Genomic DNA, 17,485 nt, shown 5'->3' on the forward strand with positions numbered 1-17,485 from the left:
CCCACTCCCCACCCACTCCCCACCCCTTGGAGAAGACCGTGCCGAGCAAGACGTTGCGAGAACTCGCCGGTGCCGACACCAGCACGCCGGCCACCCTCGCGTCCTCGACCCTCGTCCTCGTCGACTACCAGAACACCTACACCCGCGGCGCGATGGAACTCGAAGGCTGGCAGCCCGCCCTGGAGGCGGCCGCGGACCTGCTGACCCGGGCCCGCGCGGCCGGCGCCGCGATCATCCACGTCCAGCACGACGACGGCGAGGGTTCGCTCTACGACATCCGCCAGGACATCGGCCGGATCCACCCGAGCGTGGCGCCGATCGAGGGCGAACCCGTGGTCGTCAAGCAGGCCCCGGACTCCTTCCACGGCACCGACCTGGGCAAACTCGTGGACGAGGCCGGGAACGAGTCCGTGATCATCGCCGGGTTCATGACCCACATGTGCGTCGCGTACACATCCGCGTCAGCGGCGCTGCGCGGCAACAGGCCCACGGTCCCGGCGGACACCTGCGCCACGAGGTCGATCGTCGACGTCACCGCCGACGAACTGCACCGCAGCGCACTGGCGGCCGTGGCGGACGCGTACGGGGTGGTGGTCGCGTCGGGGAGGGAGTTGGTCTGACGGGCCGGGACGGAGGGGACGCGACGGGTAGGACCCGACACGCCCGACCCCCGGACCCCAACTCCCGGACCCCGGGGGCTGGCTCCCCTTGACCTCAAGCAAGCTTGAGGAAGGAGCCTTCCGTCATGGACACCGAAGAGACACAGCGCCGGCAACAGCGACAGTTGCAGACCCTGACCGACCGCGCCGAGATCACCGACCTGCTGGACCGCTACCTGCGTTCCCTGGACGACGGCGTCTTCGACGAGGAATGGGCCGGCGCCTTCCACACCGAGGACGTCACCGCGGAGATGCCCATCGGCACCGTCCACGGCCGCGATGCCCTGCTGGCCCGCGTCCGCCAGGGAATGGCCCTGTTCGACCGCACCGTGCACCTCGGCACCAACACCGTCATCGAGATCGACGGCCCCCGGGCCACGGCCCGCGGCGCCCAGCTCAGCACCCACGTCCTGGCCGACGGCTCGTCCGACGTCTTCATCTCCGCCGGCCACACCGAAACCGAACTGACCAGAACATCCGACGGCTGGCGCATCTCCGCCACCTCCCTCCGAGTGACCTGGACCCGGGGCACTCCCCCGCGCCTACCCGCCGACCTCGACCCGGCCCGCACCTCCTAGCCCCGCACCGGAGCGGCCACCGCAGAGCCACGCCTGACCTGCGCAAACGAGAACCTGCCCACGACCGATCCCGCATCCGCTAGGCTAGGCGCCGGATCTCCGCGAGATCCGTTTGTTCGTCGCCTTCGTGGGATGTGTGGGAAATTCCGTCGCCGCAGGTCAGACCTGGTGGCGTGCGACGCCCCAAAACGCATCAGCCTCGAATCCCAAACGCTTTTCAGCGTTTTCGCAGCTCACGACGTGTGCACAGGGTGCTGTGCGATGCCCGGGTTCAGTGCAACCTGTGCACGCCGACCAGGGCAGGCCGCGGCTTTCGGTACACACGGCACTGCCCGAGTGAACCTGTCACCCCGGGGACGGCACCCAGATTGCTACTTGAGTAGCTAGCCGTCAGCCTGGACCGCATGGCAACCTCCCACGCTCCGTCAGCCCCGTCGGTAGTCGACCGTCGCATCCTCCTGCTGCTCCTGGATGATCAAGATCGCCTGATGCTGTGCGGCGGGTGCTGCGGCGGCTGGACAGTTCCGCAGACACTGCTCGCCGCCGGCACTGGTTTCAAGGACGGGGCCACCCAGCATCTCACCGAGCGATTTCACATCACGAACCCTCGCTTCGGATCCCTCTACGGCATTCACGAAACACGGGATTCGGACTGCTGGGAACATGATCAGAAAACCGTTTCCCGCGTTTACGTCGTGCGGATCAGCGCGGAAGAGTCGGACTCGTTTCAAGCGATGTCTCCGTCACACGCCCGATGGAAAATCAGCGAGCTCAAGGCTCGCCATCGTGACGTATCCCCTGAAGGGGTAGCTCTTCTGATCGCCGGATACGTGGAAGGTTGGCTTCCGGACGGCCCCATCTCGCTCTACTGATCTGGAGTTACTGTGCCTCTGCACGCAATCGAGATCATCCTGACTCGGACCGTACGCGGAGTCGAGCTAAAAGCAGCGCGGCGGATCAGCGGTATGCCGATGGCAGCGTCATCCAATGGAAAGAGCATCGCCGTTCTCGTATCTGCACGAGACGAGGAGCGTGCCATCAAGAAGGTATGGAGACGACTCCAGGACTCCCTTCCCATTGACGTGCTGTGCACTCTCTTCCCAGGCCCGGACGGGATGCTACGGATGAGCATCCCCTTCGCGCCTGGAGTGAAGAGACGAATCCGTGCCTGGGCCAAAGCATCGGGAAAGAGCACGGAGGAGTTCTTGAGCCAGGCGATCAAAGAAGCATTGGCTCGCGATCGTTCCACGGAAGCAGCCCGTCAGGGATGTGCGTTGAATGTCATGCTCCACACCTGTGCTTGGCTGGATTCACCGCTGAGTGTCCCGGACCACGTCCCCGTTTCGCGACTGCCGACGTCGCTCGGAGACCTTGTCCGAAGGATCTCCGATTCCGGAAAGCGCATCGTGTTCACCGACGTCACCGGGCCCATTGCCTCACTGATCAGCGAGCGGGAAATGAGGGGACTCGAGGACGCTCTCGCGATTGCGGAATGTGAGGAACGGAAGACCGACTCCTCGTCCTTCACGCCGCACGACGAAGCGGTTCAGGAGACGCTGGCCGATATCGAGGCCGGGGAGGACAGGGACCCACATGAAACTGGCTGATCCCCGCGTACTGGTGTGCGGCGACCGGCGGTGGGCCTGGCCCGGCACGGTCGCCGCGGTGTTGGACCGCCTGGAGGCGCGTGCCGGAGATCGGCTCGTCGTGATCGAGGGCGCCGCGTCAGGTGCGGACTGGGCGGCGCACATCTGGTGCGAACGGAACGGACTCGGCGATGACCGACACCGCTGTCACCCGGTGGACTGGCAGGCCGAACGACGCGCGAACCCGAGGACCTGGCGCTCGGCCGGGCCAGAGCGGAACACCCGGATGCTCTTGCGGGAGCAACCACAGCTGATCATCGCCTTCCATGCTCGCCTGGCCCCCGGGTCTGGCGGCACGTCGGACATGTGTCTGCGCGGTCTGCTGATCGATGTTCCCACCTGGCTTGTGACCGGGCCGGACCCCGATGTCGGAAGGTGGCTGCTGCTGGAGGAGTTCCCTGAATGGCGCAGGGGCCGTTTGCGTGACGAACTCGATGTGGCCCGGCAGGCCTGGCTCGCTGTTCAAGGTGACGACGATGCCAGCGGGACTGAATAGGGGATGCTGACAGGTCCCGCCCCCGGGCACGTGGGACGAGACCCTCGGACGATCCTTGGCAGTGGCCAGTCGCTGGTTGAGCCAGCGTCGACGACATCTGGGGCCACAGGCCCGCCGTGTGCTGCCAAGCAGACATCCGAACGCTGGAACGACCTGTTGTCGGTGGTGCCGTTTATCGTGTTACCCAGGTGAAGTACCGGTACAGGCCGCGCACTTCAGGGGGACGTGGGCACAAGCCCGAGAGCGGGGCAGCAGTGGCACAAGGGGACAGCAGCCGTATAGAGCCGGACGACCTGATCCGGGACCGCGAGGTCGACAACGCCCAGGGTGACCGGCTGGCTCACAGTCACATCGCTGAGCAGCTGTACGACGTGGTGCTGTCCGTCCCCACGCCGACCAACATCGCCGTATGGGGACCTTGGGGCAGCGGCAAGTCGGGGGTGGCGAATCTCCTGAGAGGGCTGCTCGAGAAGCAACGGGACGTGCGCTTTGTGCGGTTCGACGCTTTCAAGTACGCGGAGAACCCGCTGCGCAGGAACTTCATCATGGCGGTCGCCACCGCCCTGGGGATCAAGGACGCAAAGTTCCACGACGAACTCTATGGCGGACGGGTCGCCGTGAAGCTTCAGTTCGAGCGGGGCGCTGTGTGGCGCCTGCTGAAGATGTTCGGCTGGATGTTCGGCGCTGTTGTCGCTTTCTTCGCCATCACGATGGCGCTCTTTGCCTGGTTGCACGGAGGGGCCTTCCGGCCGACGTTCGCCAACATGCTGGCTGGAGCACTGAAGGCGGGTATCGCGCCGGCGGCCCTGCTGACGTCTCTGATGGTCCTGGTCTCGCGGACGCTCACACGCGAGCACAAGACGGAAGCAGCCGACAGTGATGAGCAGTTCGAAAGGCTCTTCGCCGACCTCGTCACGCGCTCCCGCGTAGAACGGCTCGTCGTCTTCGTCGATGAGCTGGACCGCTGTAAGCCCTCCGATGTCGTGGCGACGCTGGACGCCCTGCGCACGTTCCTGGGAGCTGACCGCTGCGTCTTCGTCGTCGCCGCCGACCAGCAGGTTTTGGAAGAGGCACTCACGCGTGCTCTGGAACAGGCCACGCCCCAAGATGCCGTCAACCCGTACTACAGCAGCGGAAGCGGCTACCTGGACAAGGTGTTCCAGTACCAGCTCAGTCTCCCTCCGCTGCTGGTGCCGAAGGTGACCAGCTTCGCCGCCGACTTGGTTCGTGGGCGGGGCGGGGTGTGGGCGGCAGTGGACGTCAACCTTGTGGTGAGCATTCTCGTGCCCTCGCATGTGCGCAGTCCCCGCCGAGTCAAGGCGCTGCTGAACACATTCGTCCTGACGTACCGGCTGGCTCAGCGGCGGGCTGCGGACGGACTGTTGGAGATTGACCCTGCCAGGCGGGTGGAGGAGATCGCCAAACTGGTCTGTCTTCGGGTGGAGTTCCCATTGTTCGCCAGGGATCTGCTGCTCGATCACCGGCTGTGCGCATTCGTACTGGCGCTGGGTGCCAACCCCGAGGCCGATCTGGGCCCCGTGAGCGAGCGAGTCAAGGACGCCGCCCGCCGCTACGCGAACCTCAACGCACCCGTCGACCAACTTCTCAGTGCCCCTGAAGACCTTGACGAGCACGAGAACGAGGACAGGAAGGCGGCCGACGTCCGAAAGCACCACGGCCAGCAGCTGGTGGCCTATCTCAAGAAGACACGGAACGTGCTGGGCCCAGGGCGTGATCTGATCTTCATGGAGACCAGCGGCAGTGTGTTCCAACTGCCTGCCACTGTGGCCGAGACGTTGGAGCAGCAGGCCCAGAACGCCGAGTTGGACGCGGTGCTCTCCTCCGTCGGCGGTCTTCCGGCCGAGGACCGCTCTGCCGCGCTGGCTCTACTCCTGCAGCAGGCGCGGGACGCGATCGGTCTGGAGGAGGAGAACGTGGCCCATGCCGTCCTGGCCGTCTGCGGTGACACAGCCGTCTCCCTGGACGGCACGGCGGACACCGCGGTCGAGACACTCACCCCGATCCTGGCGAATTCCCCGCACGCGCTGCCGGACGAGGTGCTGCCAGGATGCTGGCGTCTGGCAGTGGCAAGTGACCGTCCGGCGGCAGTCGAGATGCGCACGATCGTCCTGGGGCACTCTTCCGTCCGAGACAGCTCCGCCACCGCCGCCATGGTGATTCGCCAGGTCGAGCCGGCCCTCGCAGCAGACCCCGGCCTCGTGCAACAGCTGGTGTCGCATCATCTGCTGGGTGAGGAGGAGGACATGGCTGACATGCTCGCCGCACTCTCCTCTTCCCAAGCGGCGATCCTCATGGAGCAGGTCGGGCCCCACGTCGCCAAGGAACTGCGGGTGCTGATCGAGACGCATGAAGAATGGACGAAAGCGCAAGGCCAGCCGACAGCTGTACCGTCGGCCCCGCCTACAGAGCCGGCGTCTCCCGACGAGGCACTGCGGAGGCTGGAGGAGCTTCTGGAGCACTGGTGCGAGGAATGTCCTGAAGCGGCACACGCCGTTGTAGGACTGCTGCTGGCCTTGGACAGCAAATCAGGCCGGGACATCGTCGAGCGAAACGCGAACAATATCCCCATCGTGCAGGAGCCCGCCTTGGCCCGGGCGGTGCTGTCCAGCGTCCACCGACGTTCGATCAGCCACTGGCCGACGTGGCTGGGTCTGCTGGATCCGCGATCACCCATCGCCGAAATGACCGTCGAGTTCGACACCTCGCTCAAGAAACTGTGGTCACTGGCCAGCGCGCCCGACAGCACTCCGAAACCCGAGGAGGTCGGCCGCGCCGCGGACAGCTTGATGAGGCTCTTCGACGACCAGCCTCCGGGCCGACATCCGCACATCACGCCTTTCGTCCTGCCTTCGCTGTCCCAACCCTCGACCGACGAGGAAGCCGAGGAGCAACTGCGGCTGCTCGTCGTGCTACAGCCACTGGAGAACAGCGGGCTGCTGCAGCGTGCGGCCTTCGTCCGCCATCAGGCGGCAAATGTCACCCGGTTGCTCACCGACGGGGAGAGCCTCCTCGTTTCCGACGACAGCACGATCGTGACCTACATCGAGTCCCTCGTGAACGACTGCCTGCGTGACCTGGGTTCTCCTGGTCCGGCTCCGTTGTCCCCCGAGGAAGCCCGCGCTCTGGTAACTGCACTTGACGAGGGCGGCTGGCTGCCCGGGAATGAGCACACCCGCCTGCAGGTCCGGGCTCGCCACCTGCTGGTGACCGGCGGCGTTGCCAGGGAAGGTCTTCAGCCGCTGCCGACGGCGGCTGACATGGCCGACTACGCCAGACGCTGTCCCGAGTACGCCGGCGAAACACTGGCCGCGTGGATCGCGCTCGAACAGCCTTTGGCATCGGAGCTGCTCAAGGCCGTCTCGGCGGGGCTGCGGCAACTGTCGCCGATGCAGGCCGACGCTGCGTTGCTTCAGGCAGTGGCGTCACGGCTGGCTGCTCTGCCCGCGCAGGACCAGGCCGGCTTCTGGAGAGATCTGCTGGCAGGCCCGGGCACTCGTCTGCCGGCGCAGATGCTGACCTCGGCCGGATGGCCATCGCTTCCGGACGCCCTTACGGCCGAACTGCTGATCGAGCGGTACGCCCGCGCCTCAAGGAATCCCGACCGCCGCGCCGTTCTCGACCTGTGGCGGGCCGCGAACGTCACGACCCCAGGCGCCCGCCGCGACCTGATCCAGACGATCCTCCTGCCCATGCTCGAGGCCAACCAGGGATCTGCAGAACTCGCCATCCAGTACCTGCCGCAGCTGATGGAGTCCGTCCCCAAGGGGATGGGTAAGGCCGCGCGCGAGGCCGTCGAAGCCAGCGGCAAGAAGTGGCGCAGCCTCGAAGAGCGCGGCATCAAGGCACTGACGGCCGTCGGCTACCGCACCGAGCGCACCGGTCTGCTGAGAACGCGCCGCATCAGCCGCAGCAACGACGACTAGGGGGCCGACGGGGTCAGTCACCCCCCAAGGCCGCACCGTACAGTTGTTTACGTAGAGGCGCTGGTCATGCGGCCCGGCGGTTCTGATCGGTCTGGGCTCGTGCTTCCTGTCGGTCTCCGGCCGACCGAGCCCGCACTCGCGGCCGCACCTCGCCGCTGCTACGTCGACGTGGGATACCCGGCGAGGACGTCGAGCAACCCGCGCACCCTGTCCGTCACCTCGGCCACGGAGCGACGGGAGCAGTCGACGCGGTACACGGTGATGTCGGGCCGGATCTCCCGCAGCCACGTCAGCACCGCGTCATAACGCTGCCGCGTCGCCGACAGGAACGCCGCAGTCTCATGGAGTTCGCTGCCTCGCGTGCGTTCCCCTGTGCGTCGCAGCGCCTCTGGCACCGGCAGGTCGAACAGCAGGACACCGTGCGGCAGAGCGACGCCGAACCGCCGGCTCAGCACGTCCAGGATCTCCCGCCGCGGCCGCGTCCCCAACCTCAGCAGCTCAGTGCCCAGCGGCCAGGGATCCGTACTCCCCGAACACGTCCGGAGCCAGTCGCGCACAGCCCGCGCGGCGTCCGGGTCCTGCCTGTGCCACCATGCCTCCACATCGCCGCCGGGATCGGGGTGCGCTTCGATACGCCCGAACAACGGCAGGTACACGAGTGGGTCGATAAGTGGGTGGCGGTCAGCGAGCAGGAACCGGCTCCGGCCCACCGCCTGCCGCTCCGACGGGCCGTACAGGCACAACTGCAGGTACAGCACGGCGACCTTGAGCTGCACTCTGCCCAGTGCGTCCGCCGCCGCCGAGGCGCCGGCCAGCGCCGTGGACAGGTCGGCACAGGGGCTTCGCGGGTCCTCGTGGGCCCGTATGGCGTGGATGACCGCGATGTCGTCCCGCTCGTGCAGGTGGCGCAGCACCGTGGTCTTGCCGGTGCCGTCAATGCCGACCACCGCTGCCCGCGTCTGCTTCATCTCACCCGCCGTCCTGTGCCTGTTCGAGGTGCCACAGGCGAAACGCGGTCCGCGTCAGCCGCGGCAGGAAGCCGAACTCACGCTGGGTGTGCCCGGCGGCGTACAGCGCCAGACGGGTCGTCAGGAACTCCCGCAGGGCGAGCCGGTAGCCACGCCGCCAGTCGCAGCCGGCGACCAGCGCCGCCGCTGCCGGCGACACCGCCGCCACCGCCCGCGCGTGCACCGTCAGGAAGCGGTCCACGTCGGCCGCGGTCGCGTCCGGGGGCAGGGTGAACGCCAGCAGTTCCACAACGTCTCGCTGGGGCAGGCCGACGGTGGCGAGTTCCCAGTCGTAGGCAACCACCCTCCCGTCCTGGACCGCGATGTTGCGCGGGTTGAGGTCGTTGTGGATCAGTGTCCGGGGTAATGCGTACAGCTCCTGCGTCCAGTGCTCGGCCTCCTCGATGATGCCGAGCAGGAGACCCTCGCGACGGGGGTCCAGCAGGCCTGGCAGGTCCGCGGCGGCGTGCCGCACCAGCGCCTCCCACAGCTCACGGGACTTGGCCAGGTGCGCCGGCTCCGGGACCCGGTGCAGCCAGCCGTCGGCAAGCAGGTCCTGGTCGTGGCCGAGCCAATGTCCGTGGACCCGGGCGACGGCGCGCAGTACAGCGTCGATCCGGTTGTGGGCCCATGGGCCGCCGTCGTCGCGTAGCCGTTCCATGAGGATGACGTAGGCCTCGCGCTCGTCGTCCTCCAGCAGGCCGTAGCAGCGCGGGAGCAAGTCCGTCAGCGCGCTCTCCGTACGCCGGTACACCGACAGCTCACGGCGGTGGGCATCGGTGAACTCGGCGTCGGGACCCCAGCGGCTCCAGGCCCGGTGCACCTCCGGTCCGCACAGCGAGAGCACCTTCGCGATGCCGGCGACGATGTCCTCCCCGCGCGGCTTGATCTTCGCCACCAGGTCGACCGTGACAGGTGTGCCCCCACCGGGGGTCCAAGTCACCGTCAGCGGGTGGAGGCCGGTGACCTTGCGGCGCTCGGCGAGCGCACCGAGCTCGCTGGAGATCCCGTCGCCGACCAGCTGCGGGGCCTGCTTCACCCGGGCCACGTGCAGGCCTGGATCTCCGAGCCCTTGCGCGAGGACCGGTTGCAGCAGCGCCGCGTCGAGGTCGCCGGCCTGGAGGAAGTCGACGCGCCGGGCTCGGCCGAGCCGCTGGTGCGCTTCGGCGAACTGGCCGCTGACCACCGCCGACATGGTCGATACGTCGAGGGCGAGGGCGAACCCGGCGACGATCTCCGCGAACCGGCGTACGCCGCCCGCTCCTGCGCAGCCGAGCGTCGTGAGCAGGTCACGCTGGTGCGGCAGCGCCGTGCCGCCACCGACGGTGCCGACGACCAGGTTGGGCAGCAGGATCGTGGCGACCAGGTCGTCGCCGTCCATCTCCAGGGAGAAGATCGACACCCCTGACTCGTGGACGCAGGCCACGTCCTGGCCCGTCGCCACGAACAGCGCCGCCACGATGTTGGCCGCGTTGACACCGTAGCCGGTCGTTCCGCCCTGCTGCGCCCCGAGGACCGTCGTGACATGGCTTTTGACCATGGCCTCCGGCGCGGTCTTGAGGACGGCGGCCACCACGTCGCGACGCAGCCGGCACTCGGCGGTCACCCGGGTGCCGCGGCCGGACAGCAGGGATGCGGCGGTGACCTTCTTGTCGCCGCTGAGGTTGCCCTCCAGCAGCATGGCCCGGGGGCGCAGGCCGTCCTCGCCGGCGAGCGCGTCGGTCAGCCAGCGGCAGATCTGCCAGGTCGCCGCCGTGGTCATGTTCTGCCCGGCGGCGTCCGCGGTCTCGAAGACGAAGCGGACGTGCAGGTGACGGCCGATCTGGTACGGATCGACGTCGACCAGGCGGGCGTGGCGGGACACCAGGCGGACCTGCTCGTCGAGTCGGCCGCGCTGCTCATGCAGCCAGCCGGTGAAGCGCTGCGCGGTGGCGATGTCGGGGAACTCGAAGGCGGGCGCCCTGGTCATCCGCTGCGCGAGCACCTTCGTCACCACACCTCCGGACTGCGTGAGGGCGCGGGCGCCGCGAGACGCGGACGCGACGAGCGCGCCCTCGGTCGTGGCCAGCGGAGCCGTGACATTCCCGCGTGCCGCGTCCCCCACGAACAACAGGGGGCCGGCGAGGCCCACGGGCACCTCGACCGAACCGACGAAGTTCTCCACGTTGCCGACCAGGTTCTGCGCGTTCAGGCCGGTGGTCTCCAGCGACTCCAGCTCTGTGCCACTGCGCTCGCGCAGCCAGGCCAGGCGCTGTCTGCGGGCGGCTTCGGTGTACTGCCCTCGGCCGGGGATGACGTCGGTCATGCGGCGGCCTCCGGCCGGGTGGCGGTAATCCTCGCCCACGCGTTCTCGTCGGGCAGGAAGACCCGGTCCTTGACCCGAGGCGGGCGTTGCCCGGCGCGCACGGCGCGTTCCCACTCCCGCAGAAAGGCGTCCTCGTGCACGGTGATCACCTCGGCCGGTGCGATCAGCCCGGACTGCCGTCCGGCCCGGTAACCGTGGCACTGCTCCGTCAGCCGCGCGTCAAGAGCCGTGGCCAGCTCCGGTGCCGCCGGCCCCGCGAAGGCGACGGCGACCTGGTAGCGCCCGCCCTTCCCGTGCCCTTCGGCAGCGAGGTGAAAGGTCGCGTTACGGATTTCCGCGCCGGTGTCCAGACAGGCGGCGTGCAGCGCGCGGACGGCGGTGGCCTCGGTCAGGTTCTCTCCCGCCGCGGACCGGGTGATGTCGCGTCCCGCGTACTCGATGCGCGGCGTGCGGCCGGCCCGGCCCACGACCCGGACCACGTCGGTGACGGCGCACCGGTACATCCCGCCGACATGGCTGAAGACGAGGTGGTAGTCCTGATGCTCCTCCAGCTCGGTGGCGAGCAGGGTCTGGCTGTCGGCGGTGACAGGCCCGTCAGCCGGGACGAACTCGTAAAGACAGCCCGGCAGGTACAGCGGCGCGCCGCGATGCCGGTCGACCGGAACGGCGGCCGGTCCTTCGCAGGACGCGACCGGCGCGGAGAACAACTGGACCCCCGGTCCGTAGGTCTCCCGGACCCGCGGGAGGTAGAGGGAGGCGAGCGCGCTGTTCCAGACGATGATCGCCGTCAGCCGCGGCCACAGGTGGTACGGATGGACCGTGCCGAACGTCTTGGCGAAACGCTCGATCTCGTCGGCGCGTTCCGGGTTCGGTGTGGTGTGCGGGAGGCCGTCGAGGGTCCCGGCCCTGATGTCCTCCACGAGCCGGGGCCACAGTTCCCGCAGCTGGTACGGCAGGGCGGCGACCATGGCCGGGTTGATGCCGATGAGCAACCGGATGTCCTGTTCCGCGGCGAGGCGCAACTTGTAGTAGGCACGGTCCCAGGGACCGGCCGCGGCCAGCTCGTCGGGGATGCGGCTCCACGCGGCGTCGTTGCCCGGGCCGACGGCCGAGTCCTCACCGAACTTGCGGTAGTCGACCTGGCTGGCGCCGATGTGTGGCTGGCCTTTCCTGGTCCGGGTGATCGGCGCGGTGGGGTCCTGCCACAGGTTCAGCACACCGTTCGGCACTGCGAGTGCCTGGGGCAGCGTCCGCAGCAACGGGGCGAAGGCGGCGTGGTAGAAGGGCAGGAAGGTCCGCCGCATGTAGGTGGGTGTGACCGGGATGTGCTTCTCCCGGCCGGTGCTCCCGCTGGACGAGAAGTACACGACCGGGTCGTCGGCGGTCAGCACGTTCTTCTCGCCGTCCATGGTCCGCTCGATCCACGGCATGAGTTCCGCATGGGTCCGGATCGGCACCGCCCGCCGCAGTTCGTCGACGGTGCGGACGGCGGCCAGCCCGTGCTCACGGCCGAAGGCCGTGTGCACGTTCTGCTGCAGGATGCCGGTGAGCAGGTCGTGCTGAACCTCCTGGGGGTGGTTCAGGCTGTCCAGAAGTCGGCGGTGCTCCGCCAGCACGCTTTCGGCCTGCATTCAGTCGCCTCCTTCGGGGCGGTTCGAGGTCAGCACGCCGTACAGGCGCGGTCGGTCGGGTGCGGTCCCGCCGGCGATCCGCGTCTGGACAGAGCCGGCCCGGGTGGGGTCGAGGGCGTCGCGGAAGTCGGCTGTGCCGAGTGCGGGCCGGTGCTCGACACGGAGGATGTCGCCGGGGCGGACCAGCCCACGCAGCGCCGCCTCCGCGATCAGGTGATGCACGTGAACGAGGTACTCGGTGGTGCTGACTCCACCGGTAGCGACCGCCGCGTCCACGACGTGCCCCGAGGGAGTTCCGGGGACGGCCACGGTCAGCGGCTCCTTCGGCACGTCGATCAGCCCAGGGCCGCGGAAGGCACGCAGCAGACGCGACAGCGGCCGTAGCTCGCCGCGCGGTTGCGGTCCGTACCAGGCCAGGTCTCCGTCGGCCGTGGCGTACCGGTGCGGATGCCGGGCGGCCACGCTGTCGGGCCGGCCGGCGAGGTAGACGGTCCTGGTGAACGTCCGGTACCACCCGTCCGCCAGGTCGGCCGGGGTCGCCAGGGCGAAAGCGGCCGCGCCCGAGATGAACGCCGCCACGTCGAGATCGGCCACGGCGACGGCGACGGTCAGCCCGCGCTGGACCGCGCGGTCGCCCAGCCCGTCCCCGACGGCCCGCGCCCGGGCCTGCGCGGCGGCTGTCAGCAGCTCGGTGTCGGTCGGCTCCACGGTCGGCGTCCCGCTCATGTGTAGATCGCCCGGAGCGCGGGGACGAGCGGGACGGCCTGTTTGCCGAGCAGGGACACCGTCAGCCGGTACGGGTCGACGTAACCCAACTGGGCCTGCAACCGGGAGAGGGCGGCCGTCAGCCGGGCGGCCGTTTCATCGTGGCCGCCCGGCGGCCGGTCGAGCAGGCGAGCGGCGCGCCCCACGCATCGGCGCAGCAGGTGCATCCGGAACGACTGCACGGAGCGCCGGTGCAGCACTCCGGCGAAGTACAGCCGCATCCCGAGCCGGTACGCGGCCCGGCCCGCCGTGCCCGAGACGGAGGAGAGGTCGGCGAGCGTCGCTCCCTTCCAGCCTCCGTACCGGCTCGAACGCACTGTTCCGCCGAGCGGCACCCTGCCGAGGGCGACACGTACCACCCGCGCCCCGAACCCGGTCAGCAGGCGGTCCAGCAACAGGTAGTCGGCGGTGAGGTCGTGGTCGTGGACGAGCAGGAACGTCCGGTCCTCACGGATCATCGGGATCAGCTCACGCAGGATCGGCAGCAGGTAGTTGGGATGCCCGTCGCTGCCGATCAGCTGCCGCACCGGCATGCCCCAGCGGGGGCCGTCCAGATAGACGGGGCCGCCGAAGCGCCGGTGGTCGATCAGCAGGCCCCGGTCGGCCAGAGCGGCGACCGTCGTCGCGGCCGTGGCGGCCAGCGGACGGTCGTCGGCGAGTCCCAGGTCCCCGACGCCCAGTAACTCCAGCTCGTCGCGCCACAGTTCGAGCATCCGGCGGCCGGCGGGGTGGATCCAGCCGGCCGTGTCGGCGCGGGCCAGGTAGCCGTCGAGGGCCCGGGGGTCGGGTTCCCTGCGCTCGGCGTGGAAACGGACGTACCGCTCGCCAATCCGGGTCGCCGACTCACCGCTCCAGTCCGTGTCCGGCTCGGTGAGGTCGAGGTGGTGCCAGAACGCCGCCGACTGGGTGGTGAGCGTGGCCATGCGGTTGTTCCACACCAGTCGCACTCCGGTGACCTGGGCGCTCGCCTTGACGAGTACGTCGGTCCACAGCAGACCTTTGACGTGGGTCGGCGTGAGCGGTTTCGTCGGGGTGATCGTCACCGGTGCCACGACGAGTTCGGGCAGCGCATCGGGCACCTGGTTCACTTCTCCCCGGCGATGGTGATCCGGCGCGTCGTCTTGATCTGGCCCCTCGGGGCCGGGACGGCCTTGTGCATGACGGAGGCGTTGTCCCATACGAGCAGGTCACCCGCGGTCCAGCGATGGCGGTACACGTTGGAGGGCGCCGTCGCGGTGTCGTACAGCAGACCCAGCAGTTCCCGGCTCTCGGAGTCAGGCTTTCCCACGACGTCGCTCAGCCAGTGCTGGTTGAGGTGCAGGGCCCTGCGGCCCGTCTCGGGGTCCTCGGCGACCAGGGGGCGGGTGAAGTCGTACAGGTGGTCGAGTTGTCTTCGCCGGTCTTCCTCGGAGAGGGTGACCGTCCGCATCATGACCGCCCGCTCCATGTCGCGGGCGGCGATCTGCCGGCACGGGTAGTTGCCGAGCAGACCTGGCAGGGACTCCCGTACGGCGTCCGGCAGGAGCAGATAGGCCCGTCGCATGTCCGCGAAGAGCGTCTCGCCCTCGTCCTGCGGTGCCTCCTCGCAGTAGAGGAGCGTCACCGACGTGGGGACCTCGGCGAAGGATCCGTCGGCGTGCCAGTACTGGCCGCCCGCGTTCGCGCCGCGGCCGCGTACGTTCGTCTGCAGTCTCATGTGCGCGTGGCCGGGCACCTGGTGTTCGGCCGGGAAGACGGGTTCGGGCCGGCCGAACCAGTGTGCGAAGGCGCTGTAGGCGTCGTTGTCGTCCGGGAATCCCGTGAAGTGGAGGACCCCGAACTCCCGCAGCAGCGCCCGGACGGTCGGCCTGGCCAGGTTGCCGGGGCCGGAACCGGCCGGTGAGAAGCCGTCGATCCGCAGTCCGAGACCGTACTCGGTCAGTCCTGTCATCAGCATGGGCGACCTGTTCATGGCGGTGGTACCCGCATTAGCACGGTGTGGTAGCCGGGCGGGTACGGCTCGTCGACGGGTTCACCGTCGACCTCGACCCAGGCGTGCGCGAGGAAGGGGACGACCCGCACGCCGGAACACCAGGTGGGCCAGTGCCCCCGTACCCGGCACAGCAGTGCGGTGGCGATCGAGCGCTGGACGCATCCCTCGCCCGCGCAGGAGACGCTCACCGCGACGACGGCCCGGCGGCTGCGCCGCGCCTCCTCGACGGTCGCGGGCCGTGCCCCCCTGCGCAGGAACAGCAGCACCTTGCGGATCCGCGCCGGTGGCTGGTGCATGAGCAGCCGCGCCGCGGCAGCGGCGAGCCAGGGCAGGGGACGGTGGTGCAGCGGTAGGCGCACCCGTTCCGTGATGGCGACGGGAGTGCTCATGCCCGCACCAGTCCCGCCTGCCGCAGCTTCTCCAGGAGCGCGCGTACATCTCCCTCGGCCCGCTCGGGCGGCACCCGTGTGCCGTTCGCGGCCGTGGCTCCCGCCTGCGCGGCGGTCTGGCCGGCCAGCAGGGCGCTCAGCACCCTGGCGCCAGAACCGTTGAGCTGCCAGTAGCGCCCGGACCGTTCGTCGAGCAGCACGGCCCCGCTCTCGGTCTCGGCCAGTGACACCCCGTCAGCCAGGCTGATGGACACGGTTGTCCTCCTCGTCGAATGCGTAACTCCGCGTGCGCGCCCGCAGCCAGTTCTCGGCCGCCATGGTGGCGTCGAGCGCCGACCAGGGCAGTCCGGGCGGATAGGCGGAAAGCGCCATGTGCCGTAGCGTCCCGGTGTCGACGAGTCCCAGCTCGGCGAGCAGGGGGTCGTCGAAGAGCTCGGCCAACTGGCCGCGATGCCGTTGGTGTCCCTTGAAGAAGTCGTCGGAGAATTCGCCCTTGGTCGCGCGTTTCAGGGACTCGGCAGGCATCGTGTCGCGCATTGCCTCGACCATGAGCGGTTTGTACGACCACGGGGAACTGCGCTCCTCCGGGCGTACGGCGAGACAGGCCTCGATGACACGGTCGTCGAGGTACGGGGCCTGCAGGACCGCGCCCTCCCGTTCGGTGACGGTCTCGGCCAGCCGCACCGCGGCGCCGAGTTGGCGCGCCAGATCGATGGTCGTGTGCGCCGATCTGGCCGGAGCGTAGGGTTGCGCGTTCTCGGCCCGCTCACGGATCCGGTCGGCGAGTGCTCGGACGGCGTCCCGCTTCACCCACGGTGGCAGCCGCAGCGGGTACTCCCAGCCGAACAGCGGCTGGTTGCCCGCCGGGAAGGCGTCGCCCAGGCTGTCGGCCTGGTCCATCAGCCAGGAGGCGTAGGGTTTGCGCTCGGCGAGCGCCCGCAGTACTCCGGACATCGGCCAGCGCCGCAGTGCCCGCATTCCGGTGAGGTGTTCGCGGGCGAGCGCCGGCCGTCTGCGCATGAGGTCGTGGAGGTAGTTGGGCTTGACGGGCAGGACCTCGTCCCCGCCGTGTCCGGTGAGATGGACCACGGCTCCGGCGGCGCCGAGCCGGCGCGCGGTCTCCTCGAGCCGGGCGACGGGACGGATCCAGCGGGTCGGCTCGTCGAGGCCGACGACCGGCTGGGCGACCCGCTCGAACATGTCGGGGAGTTCCCCCGGCCGGAACACGGTGTGCGTGACGTGGCCCCCGTCGAGCAACGACTGCGCCCGCGCGGCCCATATGTGGTCGTCGTGCGTGGGGTCCGCCACGCCTATCCGGACGGTGACCAGCCGCCCGCCGGAGGCCTCGGTCGCGCGAGAGGCGAGGAAGCTCATGGGGGTGGAGTCCAGACCGCCGGACAGGTCCGAACCCACGGTCGTCCCCGTACGGACCCGGGCGTCGACCGCGTCCCGCAGCGCCTGGGCCAGGGCGGGCGCTCCCTCGGCCCGGCTGAGTTCCTGCGCCGGCGGCTGCCACCACGGCCTGACCCGTGTCTCGTCGCGTGGGGAGAGGTGGAGCCAGCTGTCGGGCGGTACGGCGTCCACACCGGACCACAGCGGTTCGATCAGCGCGGACGGGGTGATGGCCAGGAGGCGGGCGGCGATCCGGACGGGGTCCAGACCGGCTCCGGTGAGGGCGGCCAGCACATCGGCCCGGTCCGCGGCGACCGTCGTCCCCTCGACGGAGGCGTAGAAGACCCGTCGTACTCCGGAGACGCTGCCCTGGACGCGGACCTGTCCGTCGACGGAGGCGACGACGTGGACGGAGCCGGCCAGGGACGCGGCGAGCCTGTCGACGTCGGACAGGTGCCTGATGCGCCTGGCCCACGTCCGCAGTTCTTCCTCGCTCAGGGAGTGGGTGCCTGTCACCAGCAGCCGGGTGGTGCCGAGTTCGGCGTGGACGAAGGATGCCACCCCGTGCCGCGTGCCGGGCCCCGAGCCGATGATCCAGGGGCGTCCCGACGCATGGGTGTGGGTGAAGGACGTGTGGGAACGCAGCCTGCCGACCAGTTCGCCGGTGGCGTCACTGTCCGGCAAGGCCATGAACCAGGACC

General features: G+C 69.3%; 15 protein-coding genes. 6 read left to right on the forward strand and 9 right to left on the reverse strand.

The window, feature by feature from the left end; all coding sequences use genetic code 11:
• Positions 1 to 38 precede the first annotated feature (38 nt).
• From L0P92_RS15455 to L0P92_RS15480, 6 genes are all read left to right on the forward strand, one after another.
• Positions 39 to 620 carry an isochorismatase family protein gene (locus L0P92_RS15455; RefSeq protein WP_234763299.1) on the forward strand — a complete coding sequence of 194 codons (582 nt, stop codon included), beginning with the start codon at positions 39 to 41 and terminating at the stop codon, positions 618 to 620.
• Between the two features lie 125 nt (positions 621 to 745).
• Positions 746 to 1,237, forward strand: a complete 492-nt coding sequence (locus tag L0P92_RS15460; RefSeq protein WP_234763277.1) for a nuclear transport factor 2 family protein — start codon at positions 746 to 748, stop codon at positions 1,235 to 1,237.
• A 404-nt stretch (positions 1,238 to 1,641) separates the two neighbouring features.
• The gene (locus L0P92_RS15465; RefSeq protein WP_234763278.1) at positions 1,642 to 2,109 is read left to right on the forward strand and encodes a hypothetical protein; all 468 of its coding nucleotides are present in this window, start codon (positions 1,642 to 1,644) and stop codon (positions 2,107 to 2,109) included.
• A 252-nt stretch (positions 2,110 to 2,361) separates the two neighbouring features.
• Positions 2,362 to 2,844: a hypothetical protein gene (locus L0P92_RS15470; protein ID WP_234763279.1), complete on the forward strand. Its 483-nt coding sequence runs from the start codon at positions 2,362 to 2,364 to the stop codon at positions 2,842 to 2,844.
• Positions 2,831 to 3,379: an SLOG family protein gene (locus L0P92_RS15475; RefSeq protein ID WP_273634040.1), complete on the forward strand. Its 549-nt coding sequence runs from the start codon at positions 2,831 to 2,833 to the stop codon at positions 3,377 to 3,379. Before L0P92_RS15470 ends, L0P92_RS15475 begins: the two co-directional genes overlap by 14 nt.
• A 254-nt stretch (positions 3,380 to 3,633) precedes the next feature.
• Positions 3,634 to 7,323, forward strand: coding sequence for a KAP family P-loop NTPase fold protein (locus L0P92_RS15480; protein WP_234763281.1), 3,690 nt, complete (start codon positions 3,634 to 3,636; stop codon positions 7,321 to 7,323).
• A 158-nt stretch (positions 7,324 to 7,481) separates the two neighbouring features.
• Here the strand turns inward: L0P92_RS15480 and L0P92_RS15485 are convergent, their stop codons facing one another.
• The 9 genes from L0P92_RS15485 to L0P92_RS15525 are packed head-to-tail and all read right to left on the reverse strand — an operon-like array spanning position 7,482 to position 17,474.
• Positions 7,482 to 8,291, reverse strand: coding sequence for a hypothetical protein (locus L0P92_RS15485; protein ID WP_234763282.1), 810 nt, complete (start codon positions 8,289 to 8,291; stop codon positions 7,482 to 7,484).
• 1 nt (position 8,292) lies between these two features.
• Positions 8,293 to 10,635: a hydroxymethylglutaryl-coenzyme A reductase family protein gene (locus tag L0P92_RS15490; RefSeq protein ID WP_234763283.1), complete on the reverse strand. Its 2,343-nt coding sequence runs from the start codon at positions 10,633 to 10,635 to the stop codon at positions 8,293 to 8,295.
• Positions 10,632 to 12,266: a GH3 family acyl-acid amido synthetase gene (locus L0P92_RS15495; protein ID WP_234763284.1), complete on the reverse strand. Its 1,635-nt coding sequence runs from the start codon at positions 12,264 to 12,266 to the stop codon at positions 10,632 to 10,634. The genes L0P92_RS15490 and L0P92_RS15495 overlap by 4 nt, the downstream gene beginning before the upstream one ends.
• A complete protein-coding gene (locus L0P92_RS15500; RefSeq protein ID WP_234763285.1) occupies positions 12,267 to 12,992 on the reverse strand; it encodes a DUF6182 family protein in 726 nt (241 codons plus the stop codon). It abuts the gene before it with no gap.
• A complete protein-coding gene (locus tag L0P92_RS15505) occupies positions 12,989 to 14,110 on the reverse strand; it encodes a hypothetical protein (protein ID WP_234763286.1) in 1,122 nt (373 codons plus the stop codon). Before L0P92_RS15505 ends, L0P92_RS15500 begins: the two co-directional genes overlap by 4 nt.
• 5 nt (positions 14,111 to 14,115) lie before the next feature.
• Positions 14,116 to 14,961: a TauD/TfdA dioxygenase family protein gene (locus L0P92_RS15510; protein WP_234763287.1), complete on the reverse strand. Its 846-nt coding sequence runs from the start codon at positions 14,959 to 14,961 to the stop codon at positions 14,116 to 14,118.
• Positions 14,962 to 14,978: 17 nt separating this feature from the next.
• Positions 14,979 to 15,392 carry a lasso peptide biosynthesis B2 protein gene (locus tag L0P92_RS15515; protein WP_234763288.1) on the reverse strand — a complete coding sequence of 138 codons (414 nt, stop codon included), beginning with the start codon at positions 15,390 to 15,392 and terminating at the stop codon, positions 14,979 to 14,981.
• Entirely contained in the window at positions 15,389 to 15,646 is a 258-nt protein-coding gene (locus L0P92_RS15520) for a lasso peptide biosynthesis PqqD family chaperone (RefSeq protein ID WP_234763289.1), read from the reverse strand. Before L0P92_RS15520 ends, L0P92_RS15515 begins: the two co-directional genes overlap by 4 nt.
• Positions 15,627 to 17,474, reverse strand: a complete 1,848-nt coding sequence (locus tag L0P92_RS15525; RefSeq protein ID WP_234763290.1) for an asparagine synthase-related protein — start codon at positions 17,472 to 17,474, stop codon at positions 15,627 to 15,629. The genes L0P92_RS15520 and L0P92_RS15525 overlap by 20 nt, the downstream gene beginning before the upstream one ends.
• Positions 17,475 to 17,485 lie beyond the last annotated feature (11 nt).

The sequence above is a fragment of the Streptomyces muensis genome, assembly GCF_021474425.1.
GTDB classification, from domain to species: domain Bacteria; phylum Actinomycetota; class Actinomycetes; order Streptomycetales; family Streptomycetaceae; genus Streptomyces; species Streptomyces muensis.

Coding starts and splice junctions, on each gene's coding strand:
- L0P92_RS15460 (WP_234763277.1), top strand. CDS start 746: ATGGACACCGAAGAGACACAGCGCCGGCAACAGCGACAGTTGCAGACC.
- L0P92_RS15465 (WP_234763278.1), top strand. CDS start 1,642: ATGGCAACCTCCCACGCTCCGTCAGCCCCGTCGGTAGTCGACCGTCGC.
- L0P92_RS15470 (WP_234763279.1), top strand. CDS start 2,362: ATGAGCATCCCCTTCGCGCCTGGAGTGAAGAGACGAATCCGTGCCTGG.
- L0P92_RS15475 (WP_273634040.1), top strand. CDS start 2,831: ATGAAACTGGCTGATCCCCGCGTACTGGTGTGCGGCGACCGGCGGTGG.
- L0P92_RS15485 (WP_234763282.1), bottom strand. CDS start 8,291: ATGAAGCAGACGCGGGCAGCGGTGGTCGGCATTGACGGCACCGGCAAG.
- L0P92_RS15490 (WP_234763283.1), bottom strand. CDS start 10,635: ATGACCGACGTCATCCCCGGCCGAGGGCAGTACACCGAAGCCGCCCGC.
- L0P92_RS15495 (WP_234763284.1), bottom strand. CDS start 12,266: ATGCAGGCCGAAAGCGTGCTGGCGGAGCACCGCCGACTTCTGGACAGC.
- L0P92_RS15500 (WP_234763285.1), bottom strand. CDS start 12,992: ATGAGCGGGACGCCGACCGTGGAGCCGACCGACACCGAGCTGCTGACA.
- L0P92_RS15510 (WP_234763287.1), bottom strand. CDS start 14,961: ATGACAGGACTGACCGAGTACGGTCTCGGACTGCGGATCGACGGCTTC.
- L0P92_RS15515 (WP_234763288.1), bottom strand. CDS start 15,392: ATGAGCACTCCCGTCGCCATCACGGAACGGGTGCGCCTACCGCTGCAC.
- L0P92_RS15525 (WP_234763290.1), bottom strand. CDS start 17,474: ATGGCCTTGCCGGACAGTGACGCCACCGGCGAACTGGTCGGCAGGCTG.